This window comes from Conexibacter sp. S30A1 (genome assembly GCF_023330665.1).
In the GTDB taxonomy this organism is placed as follows: domain Bacteria; phylum Actinomycetota; class Thermoleophilia; order Solirubrobacterales; family Solirubrobacteraceae; genus Palsa-465.
This window is the reverse complement of sequence record NZ_CP097127.1, coordinates 2,416,654-2,429,523: the sequence shown is the minus strand read 5'-3', so window position 1 is coordinate 2,429,523 and position 12,870 is coordinate 2,416,654. Positions and strand designations below refer to the sequence as shown.

The 12,870-nt window shown below is 69.6% G+C and carries 12 protein-coding genes; 5 read left to right on the top strand and 7 right to left on the bottom strand.

Annotated elements, in window-relative coordinates; all coding sequences use genetic code 11:
* Positions 1-155: 155 nt before the first annotated feature.
* The 3 genes from M3M54_RS11720 to M3M54_RS11710 form a co-directional block, all read right to left on the bottom strand.
* Positions 156-1,334, bottom strand: coding sequence for an inositol-3-phosphate synthase (locus tag M3M54_RS11720; protein ID WP_249019230.1), 1,179 nt, complete (start codon positions 1,332-1,334; stop codon positions 156-158).
* An 89-nt stretch (positions 1,335-1,423) separates the two neighbouring features.
* Positions 1,424-2,023, bottom strand: a complete 600-nt coding sequence (locus M3M54_RS11715) for a TetR/AcrR family transcriptional regulator (protein WP_249019229.1) — start codon at positions 2,021-2,023, stop codon at positions 1,424-1,426.
* A gap of 6 nt (positions 2,024-2,029) precedes the next feature.
* Positions 2,030-2,692 carry a CDP-alcohol phosphatidyltransferase family protein gene (locus M3M54_RS11710; protein ID WP_249019228.1) on the bottom strand — a complete coding sequence of 221 codons (663 nt, stop codon included), beginning with the start codon at positions 2,690-2,692 and terminating at the stop codon, positions 2,030-2,032.
* 334 nt (positions 2,693-3,026) lie between these two features.
* Between M3M54_RS11710 and M3M54_RS11705 the strand changes: the two genes are divergently transcribed.
* From M3M54_RS11705 to M3M54_RS11695, 3 genes are read left to right on the top strand one after another with little or no spacing between them, the layout of a single operon-like run.
* Positions 3,027-3,479 (top strand): hypothetical protein, encoded by a 453-nt coding sequence (locus M3M54_RS11705; protein WP_249019227.1) that lies wholly within the window; start codon positions 3,027-3,029, stop codon positions 3,477-3,479.
* Complete coding sequence (locus M3M54_RS11700) at positions 3,476-4,045, top strand: RNA polymerase sigma factor (RefSeq protein ID WP_249019226.1); 570 nt, start codon at positions 3,476-3,478, stop codon at positions 4,043-4,045. The genes M3M54_RS11705 and M3M54_RS11700 overlap by 4 nt, the downstream gene beginning before the upstream one ends.
* Positions 4,045-4,863, top strand: coding sequence for a hypothetical protein (locus M3M54_RS11695; RefSeq protein WP_249019225.1), 819 nt, complete (start codon positions 4,045-4,047; stop codon positions 4,861-4,863). The genes M3M54_RS11700 and M3M54_RS11695 overlap by 1 nt, the downstream gene beginning before the upstream one ends.
* On the opposite strand, the gene M3M54_RS11690 is transcribed toward M3M54_RS11695, so the two are convergent.
* From M3M54_RS11690 to M3M54_RS11680, 3 genes are read right to left on the bottom strand one after another with little or no spacing between them, the layout of a single operon-like run.
* Positions 4,844-5,647, bottom strand: coding sequence for a phosphatase PAP2 family protein (locus tag M3M54_RS11690; protein ID WP_249019224.1), 804 nt, complete (start codon positions 5,645-5,647; stop codon positions 4,844-4,846). The genes M3M54_RS11695 and M3M54_RS11690 overlap by 20 nt on opposite strands.
* A gap of 9 nt (positions 5,648-5,656) precedes the next feature.
* The gene (locus tag M3M54_RS11685) at positions 5,657-7,315 is read right to left on the bottom strand and encodes a hypothetical protein (protein WP_249019223.1); all 1,659 of its coding nucleotides are present in this window, start codon (positions 7,313-7,315) and stop codon (positions 5,657-5,659) included.
* A gap of 30 nt (positions 7,316-7,345) precedes the next feature.
* Entirely contained in the window at positions 7,346-8,695 is a 1,350-nt protein-coding gene (locus M3M54_RS11680; RefSeq protein ID WP_249019222.1) for a transposase, read from the bottom strand.
* 204 nt (positions 8,696-8,899) lie between these two features.
* On the opposite strand from M3M54_RS11680, the gene nth reads away from it, so the two are divergent.
* Complete coding sequence (nth, locus tag M3M54_RS11675; RefSeq protein WP_249019221.1) at positions 8,900-9,685, top strand: endonuclease III; 786 nt, start codon at positions 8,900-8,902, stop codon at positions 9,683-9,685.
* Here the strand turns inward: nth and M3M54_RS11670 are convergent.
* Positions 9,662-10,915, bottom strand: coding sequence for an aspartate aminotransferase family protein (locus tag M3M54_RS11670; protein ID WP_249019220.1), 1,254 nt, complete (start codon positions 10,913-10,915; stop codon positions 9,662-9,664). The genes nth and M3M54_RS11670 overlap by 24 nt on opposite strands.
* A 209-nt stretch (positions 10,916-11,124) precedes the next feature.
* Here M3M54_RS11670 and M3M54_RS11665 point away from each other — a divergent pair, with 209 nt between their 5' ends.
* A complete protein-coding gene (locus tag M3M54_RS11665) occupies positions 11,125-12,867 on the top strand; it encodes an APC family permease (protein ID WP_249019219.1) in 1,743 nt (580 codons plus the stop codon).
* Positions 12,868-12,870 lie beyond the last annotated feature (3 nt).

The following is a 12,870-nucleotide window of genomic DNA, read 5'->3' as shown; positions in this document are numbered from 1 at the left end:
GGGCGGCGTTCACCGCCCTGAGGTTGACAGACGATACAGCCTGTGCTTCATCCGAATCGGACTAACCACTCAGACGCTTTGGTACGTTTGGTCGGTTTCTGAGGCTCGCCGTCGGCGACCCTGTCGCCGACGCGTCCATCGGTCGGTCCGCGGGCCTAAGCGACCGCGAGCTTCGCCGGATCCTCTTTGAGAGCCTGCACGCGCGCGTAGCGGGCGATGAACTCCTCCGTCGCCTCACGCGCCTCGTCGTCGGGACGCTGGTTCTTGGGGGACTTCATCAGGTATGAGCTGGGGCCATCCAGCTGGCCGGCGATGCCGTTGTTGAGCGCGAGCTTCACGCAGCGGACCGCGTCGATCACGATGCCCGCTGAGTTGGGTGAGTCCCAGACCTCGAGCTTGGTCTCGAGCGCCAGTGGCACGTCGCCAAAGGCCTGGCCCTCCAGGCGGATGTGGGCCCACTTGCGGTCGGTCAGCCATGGCACGTAGTCAGAGGGGCCGATGTAGACGTCGTCCTTGGGCAGCACGTGACCCATGATCGAGGTCACGGCCTGGGTCTTTGAGACCTTCTTTGACTCGAGCCGCTCGCGCTCGAGCATGTTGTAGAAGTCCATGTTGCCGCCGACGTTCAGCTGGCTGGTGCGCAGCAGCTTGACGCCGCGGTCGTGGAAGAGCCGCGCGAGCGCGCGATGCACGATCGTCGCGCCCACCTGCGACTTGATGTCGTCGCCGATGATCGGCAGGCCGGCGTTGATGAAGCGCTCGTTCCAGTAGTCCTCGCCGGCGATGAACACCGGGATGCAGTTGACGAAGCCGCAGCCGGCGTCCAGCACCTGCTCGACGTACCACTTGGTCGCCTGCTCTGAGCCGACGGGTAGGTAGGAGACGACCACGTCTGTCCGGGTCTCCTTCAGGATGCGCACGATGTCGGCGGTCGGGCCGGGGGCCTTGACGATCTTCTCCTTGAGGTATTTGCCCAGGCCGTCGTGTGTCATCCCGCGATGGACCGGTACGCCCAGGTGCGGAACTTCATCGTCGAACTTCAGGGTGTTGTTCTGGCCGGAGAAGATCGCCTCCGAGAGGTCCTTTCCGACCTTCTCGACGTCGATGTCGAAGGCGGCTGTGAACTCGATGTCGCGGACGTGGTAACCGCCCAGATCGACGTGCATCAGGCCCGGGACCGGCTGGCTCGCCTCGGCGTTGCGGTAGTAGTGCACGCCCTGCACGAAGGAGCTCGCGCAGTTGCCGACCCCGATGATCGCCACACGCACCTTCTCGTGCTGGTGGCGGGAGGCGATGGCGGCGGAGCCGTTGGTATGCGTCTGTTCGGTGCTCACTGCGGCGGTGTCCTTTTGAGAAGTGGTTGCGGGGCCCATAGTACACCGTTCGGTACCCTGCGTGAGCGCTGCTGCGGCCCGCCCCGAGTCTATGTAGACCGGTCGGTACCCGAATGATCGATGGCCGCACGCAGGATCGACGCCGCCAGGCGGTGGGCGTCGCCGATCACGGCCTCGGCGTCATCGACCAGCAAGCGGGCGGCGGCGCCGGCGTAGACCAGCGCCAGCTGGCGCGCGGTCTGGTCTGGGTCGGCGGCGCCGGCCGCCTCGGCCAGCGCGCGCAGGCGCCCGAGCAGGCGCTCTGACTGGTGGGTCGCGGCGCGGTGTACCGCGTGAGCGCGGTCCGGGAACTCGATCGCGGCCGCCAGGACGGGATCGGGGCGGGCGTGCTCGGCGGCGCCGAGTGCCGTGAACAGCTCCAGCAGCCGCGCCCGGGGTGTCAGCTGCTCGCGGTCGAGCACCGTCTCTGCGGCCGACAGGCCACGCTCGCCGAGGTAGGCGATGAGCAGCTCGTCCTTGGAGGGGAAGTGCTCGTAGAGCGTGCGTTTGGAGACCCGTGCCTGCGCACGCAGATCGTTGACGCTGGTGGCGACCATGCCCTGGCGGCTGAAACAGGTCTGCGCCGCCGCCAGGATCCGAGCCCGCGCGCCGCGCCCCAAGGAGCCGCCGCTGGGCTCAGGCGTCGGCACTTCCGCCTACCGGGTGCCGCCGCCGGGCCGGCGCAGCTCGCCGCGCACGTGCCAGATGCGCTGGCAGACGGTGAAGAGGCTGAGCGCCGCGAGCGCGTAGACGGCGGGTGCGAGCAGCGCGACGTGCACCACGCCCGCACCGTGGGCGAGCACCAGCCCGATCGAGAGGATCACGACCCGCACCGGGCGGGTAGCCAGGCCGACCTTGCACTCCACGCCGAGCGCCTCGGCGCGGGCGCGGGTGTAGGAGACCATCAACGAGAACAGCACCGCCGCCACCACGGCGGCGACGGCGAGCTGGTCGTGGCGTGAGGCGAAGTAGGCGCCGACGGCCGTCAGCACAATCCCCTCCTCCAACCGGTCCAGGGTCGAGTCCAGAAACGCCCCGAACTGGGTGCCCTTGCCGGACATGCGGCTGTAGCGACCGTCGAGCGTGTCCATGACCGAGCCGACGATGAACGCCAGGCCGGCCAGCAGGAAGAGCCGCTCGAAGACCAGTGCGGCGGCCGCCAGGTTGAGCGCGAAGCCGGTCAGTGAGATCGCGTTGGGTGTGAGTCGCGACTCGATCAGCCGGTCTCTCACCAGCTGCTGGGTGTGGGCCCGCCCGGCGGTGCTGCCACCACGCCGGCGTGGCCGTGACCGCTGCGGTCTGTGCTGGGTGTCAGCCATCAGAAGCGTGCCAGAGCGTAGATCATCTCCCCCCGGCCTGGATTGCGCTCGCCTCGGGCCGGCTGCGCCAAGTGCTCGCAAACCCGCCCGCCGGCATGCGCGCAACCGCCGCTGGCCCCCAAACCACAGCGCGTGGGTGAGTTTTGTGCATTTCGGGCGCTGTGAGCGCGCGAAATGCACAAATGTCGAGGGGAGAGTGAGGAATGGGGCCCAGGGGCGGTTGCCCGCGGTCCGGCGCTGTCCCGGCCGGGCGTCGTCCCGGCCGCGAACCGCGACCGCGCGAGCGGGCATATACGGCTGACAAGCCAACCCGCGCAGCCACCACAGAGATCTCATGTCGCGCCCACCGATGCCCCACGCCACCCTGGTCGCCCTCCTGGCGGCGATCCTGATCGCCGCCGTGGCCGCCGCAAGCGCGCTGGCCGTTCCTTCGGCCGTGGCCGCCGCGCCGCGGCAGACAACCACGGCGCGTCTGCTCTCCTGTACCGGCCACGGCCTCACGCGCGCCGCCGATGTGGTCGTGCTCGCCTGCGCCGACGCGAACCTCGTGATCGATGCAAACTGGCGGCCCGGCTGGACGCGGCGAGTCGCACGCGGTATCACCGAGCTTGAGATCAACCTCTGTAAGCCAAGCTGCGTGCGGTCGCGGATGCGCACCTTCAGACACACCACTGTCGTGCTCTCGGGTATCGGGCACACCCCCGCCGGGGAGGTTTTCACCAGGGCGCACCCCACCCACACAGACGCCGGCCGACGTCACACCGTGACGGCCTATCCACGCACGTGAGCGCCAGCCCGGACGACGCGGCCGTGATCGCAGCTTCGCTCGAGCGGCCGCAGGAGTTCACGTTGATCTTTGAGCGTCACTTTGACGAGATCCACCGCTACCTCCGCCGCCGCCATCCGGCGGCGGCCGAAGAGCTCGCTGCGGAGGTGTTCATGACCGCATTTGACCTGCGCGGCCGCTACCGCCCGGAGTCCCAGAGCGCGCGGCCGTGGCTGTACGGGATCGCCTCGAGGTTGCTGGCCCGCCGCCGCCGCAGCGAGCTGCGCAGCCTGCGCGCCCATGCACGCAGCGGCGGGCGTCGTGAGCTGACCGCCGACGTGTACGCCGAGGCGGTCGAGCGCGCCGACGCGCAGCGCGACTCCGCCCGGGTGGCGGCGGCGCTGGCCACGCTCAAGGCCGCCGACCGCGACACGCTGCTGCTCTACGCGCTCGGCGGACTGAGCTACGAAGAGGTGGCCCAGGCGCTCGAGGTGCCGGTTGGCACGGTGCGCTCGCGGCTGGCCCGGGCGCGCCAGCGGTGTGCCGCGCTGCTCGCCACCGAAACGCCGCAGACGGAGGTCAGGTGATGAGCGAGCAGCGCCACAGCTTCCCGCCCGAGGCCGACCGCACCCCGTTCGACGCGCTGCGGGCCTGGGAGTCGGGGCCGGATCCGGCGGTGCGCGAGCGCGCGCGCCGCGGACTTGAACTGCACATGGCCGACCCGCACCCGGCCCGCGTGCCGCGCCCACGCCGCGCGACGGCGCGCCCCCTCCGCCGTCCCCGGCGTGGCGCCCATGGCTCACGGCGCTGGCTGGGGCCGCTCATCGCACTCGCCGTGGTCGCGGGCGGCGGTGGCGCGGTGGCGTCGGTGCTGTTGCGCACCGAGCACACCGTCCGCCTGGCGGTGTTCACCGCGCGCGGCACGCTCTCACCGCGGTTTCATGTGGCCGCGCGCGGGCGCGGTTACTGCTGGACCGCGTCCCTGGCCACGCAGACCGCGCACGCCTACCGCTGCTTTGAGGGCAACGCGATCCTCGACCCCTGCTTCGCCAGCGCCTCGCAGGCAAAGAGCGTCGCGTGCTTCATCAGCCCCTGGCGGCCGGTCACGATGCTGACGCTGACCAGGCGCCTGCCGCGTATCGCAGCGCCGCCGCCGGGACCCCGGCTGCCCTGGGCGATTCTCACCGGCGACGGGCGCCACTGCGTCTACATGACGGGCGCCACCGCACCGGTCGGCGGCGAGCGCATCAACTACGGCTGCACGGATGGGTCCTACCTGGTCGGTGACCCCAACACCAGCCAGCCGCTGTGGCGGATCCGGAGCGTCAAGCGCTTCACGCCCGCGGAGATGCGTGCGCCGATCGGCCGCTTCCCGCTCGTGTCGATCAAGCAGACGATCGGCTAGCGCTGACGGTCTGGCGGCTCGGCTGCAACCGAAACGCCCACACCTCCGGTCGCGCTCGCGCCAGCAGCTGGCCGGCCAGCAGCGCCGAGACGCCGGCGGTGAGCGCGCCGAGCGCGATGTCGGTGAGATAGTGGTTGGCGGTGACGAGCACCACGAGCACGACGAACGGCGGGTACAGCGCCCACAGCACCGACGCCAGGCGGCTGCGCACGAGCGCCACCATCGGCAGTGCCGTGATCAGCGCGATGCACACGTGCATCGACGGCACCGCCGCGTAGGGGTTGACCAGCAGGCTCGCGAGGCCACGCTGGGTGTCCACACCCGTGAATTGGCCGATCGAGTTCGTGAAGCCCCACTGCGGCATCAGCCACGGCGGGGCGGTCGGGTAGACGGTGTAGCCGACCAGCGCGATCGCCATCGCGACCATGAACATGTTGCGCACGAAGTAGAAGGAGTCGTTGCGTCGCAGGTAGATGAAGATGAGCGCCGCGGTGGTCAGCAGGAAGTGGGCGTTGATGTAGCTCCAGTCACAGACCAGGAGCAGCCAGTGCGCGTGCCGCATAACCCAGCGCTGGATCTCCGGCTCGATAAAGACGCCAAGGCGCCGCTCCAGGTCGATGATCCTGGTCGCGTCGCTGAACGGCAGCCTGCCGCTGGTGGCGACGATCCCGCGCACCACCTCATAGCAGGCGTAGGCGAGCGCAAACAGGGAGAGCTGGCGCAGCACGTCGCCGGGCCCGCGCGGGAGCACACGTTCGATCCGTCTGCGGGCGCCGGCGAGCATCCCCCGAGGCTAATTGCAGCGGCGGCCCGATGAGCCGATCCGGGCCAGCGAGAAGCTCATCTGCAGTTGCGCGCGGCCGCTGCCGCGCGCAACCACACGCGTGAAGCCGGCGTCGGGGGTGACGCAGCCTGGCACACCGACAAGGCGCCAGTAGGGCGACCAGCGCACCCGGATGCTGAGCGTGCCCGGGCGTGTGACCGCGAGTGTGAGCCGCTCTGGTCCCATCGCCACCAGGCGACCGGCGCCCGTCACGATCGCGCTCGGGTCCCGCAGCTCATACACCGTCCAGTGCGGCAGCGCGGCCACCCGGCGCAGGTACGGCAGGCCGTGGCCGATCAGCTCAAGCTCGCCCCTGGCGGAGTAATCGGGCGGCGTGTGAGCCACCGCGACGTAGCGCACGGCCAGACGCTCGAGCCAGGCGTGGTAGCTTCCGGCGCTCAGGCGCCCGCCGTAGAAGAGCGCGTTATCGGCGATGTCGGTCTGGCGCTCCCAGCCGCGCGCCAGCGGAAAGCGCGCAGCCAGGTAGTAGGTCTCCCAGTGGCCGGAGGTGAACGGCACCTCGACGCGCCAGGCACGCGCGTCGGCGCCGGGCTGGCGCTCCAGATAGCCGATCAGCGGCTGGTAGAAGGCGGCGTCGCTTGAGCGCGCGCCGTGCTCAAGGTCGCCGATCGCGTCGTGCACCTGGATGTAGGCGAGCGGCAGCGCGACCAGTGCCAGCAGAAGCCACGCGCGGCGGTGGACCAAAAGCAGCGCGGCCAGCGGACCGGCGAGGAGCTCGCCGAGGCGCGCCGCGTTTGCGCCAAGCGGCGTGCGCAGCAGGAAGGCGAGCGTGCAGCCGGCCACGTAGAGCACCGTCGCCGCGACGACGGTCCGGTCGGCGGCGGCGATCCGGCCGTCACCTCGACGCCGCAGCGCCACCGCCAGCACGCCCAGGCCGATCACCGGTAGCGGCCAGAAGGTCCCCAGCGCGAAGGGTTGGTAGCCGGCGGTCGGGAAGGCGACCTGCGTCGCGCCGATCGCAAGCAGCGGCAGCGCGAACACCGCGACGCCACCCCACAGACCGGTCGGCCCGCGACGGCGCCCGCCGGTGCCGAGCACCAGCAGCGCGGCGGTCAGGCCCGCCAACGCCGCAAACAGGCCGGCCACAGGACTCGCGAGCGTGGCGAGCGGCGCGCAAACGGCGGCCCAGCGGGGCCGCCGTCGCTCCAGTAGCAGCGCCGTGAACGCCGCCGGGCAGAGACCGAGCGCGAAGCTCAGGCGACCGCTCAGAAGCTCGGTGACGATCGCCGCGCCAAGCCAGCTGGCGCCGAGGCGGGCGTCCTGCCCCCACACATCCTGGGTGAGCGCGGTAAACGCGCCGGCGGTGCCCACGCAGGCGGCCGCCGCCAACAGGCGCGGGCCGATCAGCCAGGCGAGCGGCGGGTACAGCACGCTGTAGCCGAGCGTGTACTGACCGGCATACCACCAGTTGTTCCAGAGGCCGAGGCCGCCCTGGGTGCCGGCCAGGCGGGCTCTGAGCAGTTGCGCGGGCAGGTCGGCGCCGGGCGGGGAGACGATCAGGTAGGTCGCTGCCAGGGCGGCGGCGAGCAGCGTGGGGGTGGCTGCGCGCAGCGTGGGGGTGGCTGCGCGCAGCCGGGGGGTGGCGGGCCTTGAGCGGGCGATAATCAACCGGGTCGAGGATATCTCGGGTTTCGCAGTTCATAGGTTGGCGTCGGCCCATGCTTGCTGGACGGCGCTGATTTCCCGGGTTGTGGGGGTTCGGGCTTGTTCGGGTTGAAATTGGTTGGCGATGATCGTTCGTCGTAGCTTGACGAGCATGTCGGTGAAGGACGGGGTGCTTTTCGTGAGGTACCAGGGCGCACGAGCGCGATGCTCGGTGACGATGTCGGGGTGGTGGCCGTAAAGGGCGTACCAGACGATCGTGAGGTCCATGACCAGGAACTGGAACGGGACCGTTCGCGCGACAGCGTTGGGGGTACGGTTGCGGGCCTCGCCGACCCCGAAGATCTCTTTGCCCTCGAGGAACGCGACCTCGATCGGCCAGCGGTCGGCGTAGCGCTCAACGATCTGGGTGGGTGTGGCCTGCAGGTCGGTGCTGATCAGCGCGATCTGGTAGCCGCACGGCCTGGTGTCGTCTTTGACGAGGATCACCCGTACCGGGCTGTCGGGTCCCAGCGGCTCCCATAGGCAGCAGATCTCGGCGAGCTTGAGCGTCACGGGCTTGCCGTAGCGACAGACGGTGTGAGCCACCCATTCGGTCGCCGGGTCCAGTGCGATGTTGTTGAGGGCCGGGAGCCGGTCCCCCCATTTGCGGGGTCGGCCGCGTTTGCCGGTGCGTGGTGGCGCGGGGGCGTAGAGCACCGCGTTGGTACGCAACCTGGATGTGATCGTCACCCGCTTGGGCCGCTCACGCCACGCGCCGCTGATATACGCGCTGTCGCCGACAACATCGATCTGCCGATCGTGAAGCCGGGCGGCAAGCAGACAGATCATGTCGTTTGCGAGCTTCACTTTGCCGGGCCGTCCGGGATCGGGCTTTGACGCGCTCACATACTGTTTGCGTCTGGGCTGCCAGAGCCTGAAGAGGACCGGCAGGCACACCGTCCGCTCCAGAAACGCCAGACGGATGCAGATCCCGGCCACAACCCAGTCATTGCCCCACGCGACCGACCCGGAGCGGCTGTTAGCGGTCGCGTCATGATGCCAAAACGTGCCGTGGATCCGGCGTCCGCGACGTTTCAAAAGCGTGTCATCGACCGCGACCAGCACCGGCCCGCCGGGGTCTGTGAACCGCTCAACGATCAGGCACGCGAGCGCCAACCCCAGCTCGTCCACGGACCAACGCGCGTTGGCGAAGAACCGGTGGCAGCGAGCGTGATGCCAGATCCCCGACAGCCTGGCGCCTGTCAGCATCCCGGTCACGCACCGCAAACGGGTCTGGGAGACCTGACCAACCACCAGGGCGCGAAACGTGTTGAACGTCGGCTGGGTGAAACACGACTCAAACAGGACAAGCAGCTCGTTCAGCGAAGATGGGACGCAGAGCATCGGCGGCGACCTCCAGGGGTCAGCCGCGCAGCGCGCCTCCCCTGGCTGCGACGGACAGGTTTCCTTGACAGCAACCGCTTTCGCAGCAGCCGCCGATGCTCCTTCCTCTCCCGCCCCGAGCTGCTCAGGCCATCAAGCCCGCAGCCACCCCGCCGCCGCCAACACGCCGCCGCTCAACCCACAAAAGTGCGAAACCCGAGGGATATGCCCAGCGCTGCCGCCACCGATCACCGTGCCGAGAGCTGGCGTCCGCCGTCGCGCCGTCGGGTCTACGCGATCCGTGACCGGCTGCGGGCGGTGTACGGCATCCCGGTGCTGCGTCCGCACGGTGACGGGGTGGCCGAGCTCGTGCTCACGGTGCTCTCGCAGTCCACCAACGACCGCAACCGGGACCTCGCCTACCTGGCGCTGCGCGAGCGCTTCCCGACCTGGGTGGCGGTGCGGGACGCGCCTGTCGCAGAGATCGAGCAGGCGATCCGCGGCGGCGGCATCTCGAAGGTGAAGTCGGCGCGTATCAAGGCGATCCTCGAGGCGATCAGCGTCAGTGCGGCGCAGGCGGCGGTCGCCTGGCGGGTGTCTGCCGCTGTGCGTCCGGCACCGGGCGAGCTCGAGCTGTCGTGGCTGGCGGCGCTTTCAGTGCCGCGAGCGCAGCAGTACCTGTGCTCGCTGCCGGGGGTGGGACGCAAGACCGCCGCCTGCGTGCTGCTGTTCGCCTATGGCATGCGCGATGTGCCCGTCGACACACACGTCTCGCGGGTCGGCTGGCGGCTTGGGCTCTTTCGCGCGCGCGCCGGGTTCGTGGAGCTGCACGACACGATGCTCGCGCTCACGCCGCACGGGCAGGAGTGGGAGCTGCACCTGAACCTGCTGCGCCACGGCCGGCGCACCTGTCATGCGCAGCGCCCCGCCTGCGGTGAGTGTGCGCTCGCCCGCATGTGCCCGAGCGCCGGCGTCGGCGCTTTCGGCTCAGAGCGCCGAAAGCGCGCCTGAGACCGCGTCGTGGATCATCGCGAAGTGCTCGGGTGTGGCGGTCAGCGGCGGTGAGACGGCGATGCCGGACCCCAGTCCGCGCACCAGCACACCCCGCTCCCGAGCGCCCATCACGACCTGGCCGATCGCGCCGGGGTTGCTTCCCAGCAGATCCGCGCTGAACTCCACAGCGGCCATCGTGCCCACGCCGCCGCGCACCTCCGCGACCCGGTGATCTGAGGCAAGCGGCGCGAGCGCGTCGTGCAGTGCGCCCTCGAGCTCGCGGCCCCGCGGGATCAGTCCCTCGCGCTCGAGCAGCTCGATGTTCGCGAGAGCCGCTGCACAGCAGGCTGCGTGCGCGGCGTAGGTCGCGCCGTGGCGCAGCATCGGGCCGCCGGGGCTGCGCCAGAACGGTTCGGCGACCCGGTCGGAGACGACCACGCCGCCGAGCGGCAGGTAGCCGCTGCTGACACCCTTGGCGAAGGTGATCATGTCGGGCTCCACGCCGAAGCGCTCCACGCCGAACCAGGTGCCGAGCCGGCCGAAGCCGCAGATCACCGAGTCGGCCACGAACAGAGCGCCGCTGCGCTTGCAGATCTCGGCCACGCCCTCGATGTATCCGGGTAGCGGCGGGTAGACGCCACCGGCGCCGATCACCGGCTCCACGAACACGGCCGCCACACGCTCGGCGCCCGCCTGGTTGATCGCGTCCTCAAGACCCTCGAGTGAGTCGTGCGGAACCTGAATGGTCTGCACCTGCGGGCCGAAGCCCTCACGGTTTGCGGGTATGCCAGCCAGCGCCGTGCCGAAGCCGTTGGTGCCGTGATAGCCGGCGCTGCGGCTGATCAGCAGGGTGCGGTCGCTCTGGCCGATCGCCGAGAAGTGGCGCACGGCGATCTTCGCCGCTGAGTCGATCGCCTCGCCGCCCCCGCTGGTCAGAAAGATCTTGGCAGGCATCGGCGCGAGGTCTGCGAGCGTGTCGGTCAGCTCGCGCGCCACGGGCGTGACGAAGTCGCCAAACGCCGAGTAGGCCTCGAGCTGCTTGAACTGCTCTGCGACCGCTGCCGCTATCTCCGGGCGCCCGTGACCGACGTTGCAGTACCAGAGACTGGCGGTGGCGTCCAGATAGCGGCGCTCGTCGCTGTCATAGACCCACACATCCTCGCCGCGCGTTATGACCAGCTCGTGGTTGCGTACGGCGCCCATGTCGGCGAACGGGTGCCAGAAGCGTGTCTCGGCTCTCTCTTCCATGGCGGGCACTCTAATGGCGTCGTGGTTGGACAGCGCTGCCAACCGTCCGCCTTCGGCCTCTACATTCCGGCGGTGCGCCGGCCCGGCGGCCCGGCGGCCCGGCGGCCCGGCGGCCCGGCGGGTCATGCGGGTGTTGCGAGCGCGACCGCCGCGCAATAGGATCCCGCCAACGGGGCGTGTGGGAGCGTCCGGAGCGGATCGGAGGGACCGTGGCTGAAGCAACCGGTGGGCAAGAGGCACAGCGGAGCACCTCGGCGAAGCTGTTCGTGCGCCAGTCCTCGGGACTGGTACGCAACGTCAGCGTCACCAACGCGCTTTTCTTCAACGTGGCCGCGTTCGTGGGCGTCGGCCTCACCCTGTACCCGATTTTCTACTCGCTGGCGGGCGTACCGATGTGGAAGGCCGGCCCGTTCTCCACCTACGGCTGGGCGGCGATCATCGCCGGGCTGTTCTGCATCCTGCTGGCGCTGATCTTCTCGTCGCTGACCTCGGTGATGCCCCGCTCCGGCGGGGACTACGTGTTCACCAGCCGCATCATCCACCCGTTCCTGGGCTGGCTCGAGTCCTGGACGCTGGTGATCGCCTCGGTGCTGATCATCGCCTTTGAGGTGCCGCTGGTGCTGCGCAACCTGCAGCTGACCGCGCGGATCGTCGGCATCGGCGTGGGCGGCTCCTTCTTCACCGGCGCCAACAGCTGGTTCACCAACAGCTCCGGCTCGATCACCGGCACACCGGGGTTCATCGCCTCGATCGTTGTGCTGCTTGGGATCGCGGCCATCTGCGTGCTGCCGACCAGGACCTTTCACCGGGTCGTAACCCTGCTTGCCGGTTACGGCGTCGCCTGTTTTGCAGCGATGTTCATCTTCGGGCTGCTGCTCACCAGCAAGGGCAGCTTCAACGCGCACCTGCCGCACTACGACGGCGGTGTGACCGCGGCCCAGCTGGTCGCCGCCGGCAAGAAGGGCGGCGAGATCGCGACCACCGGCGGCAGCTTCCTCGGGCGCATCTTCTCGACCTCGGCCTTTCCGCTGGTGCTGTCGCTGCTGTTGTTTCAGTACATCGGCTTTCAGTACTCCGCCTACATCGCCGGCGAGGTGCGCGGCAACGTGCGCCGCGGGGTGATGATCGCGCTGCTCGGCGCGCTCGCGATTGGCGTGTTCGCAAACTCGGTCTACGTCGATGCGATCTCAAGCCACTTCGGCTTCGATGCCCAGGTCAGCTGGGGTGCGAGCTACTGGGGCTTTCTGACCAAGCCGGCGCTGCCGCTCGGGCAGCCCAACTCGATGGCGCTGCTGGCGGTGATTGCCAACAAGGGGGCCTGGCCGCTGTGGGCGCTGATCAGCCTTGGCGGCACCGTGTTCCCATTCCTGTTGTGCCCGGTCTACATCAACCTGATCAGCCGCATGCAGCTGGCCTGGAGCCTCGACCGCCAGGTCCCCGAGTGGTTCGGTGAGGTCAACGAGCGGCTGCACGCGCCGCTCAACGCGATCCTCGCGACGATCGGACTGACCGCCCTGTTCCTGCTGCTGCAGAGCTTCCCGCTGTTGCCGACGTTCCTGGCCAACGGCGGCCACAAGCTCAACCTCGCCGGCACCGCCTGGTTCTCGATCGCGATGGCGCTGCTCAGCTGGTGCCTGCCGGGTGTCAACGCGATGCTCGTGAAGGTCCGTCGCCCCGACCTGGTCCGCAACGCCCCGTTCCGCCGGGCGCTGCCGTGGCTCGGGCTCGGCTGGCTGATCTTCCCGGTGTGGATCTACGTCTTCGCGGTCATCAAGCCGATCGTCAACGGGGTGCAGGGCGGCAGCGCGCTCACCTACCTGGAGACCAACGGGATCATCGACGCCGGCATCTTCTATCTGCTGGGGCTGGTGGTGTACCTGGTGATGCGCTACCGCTCGCAGGCGGCCGGGGTGGATACGAAGATGCTCTTCACCGAGCTGCCGCCGGACTAAAGG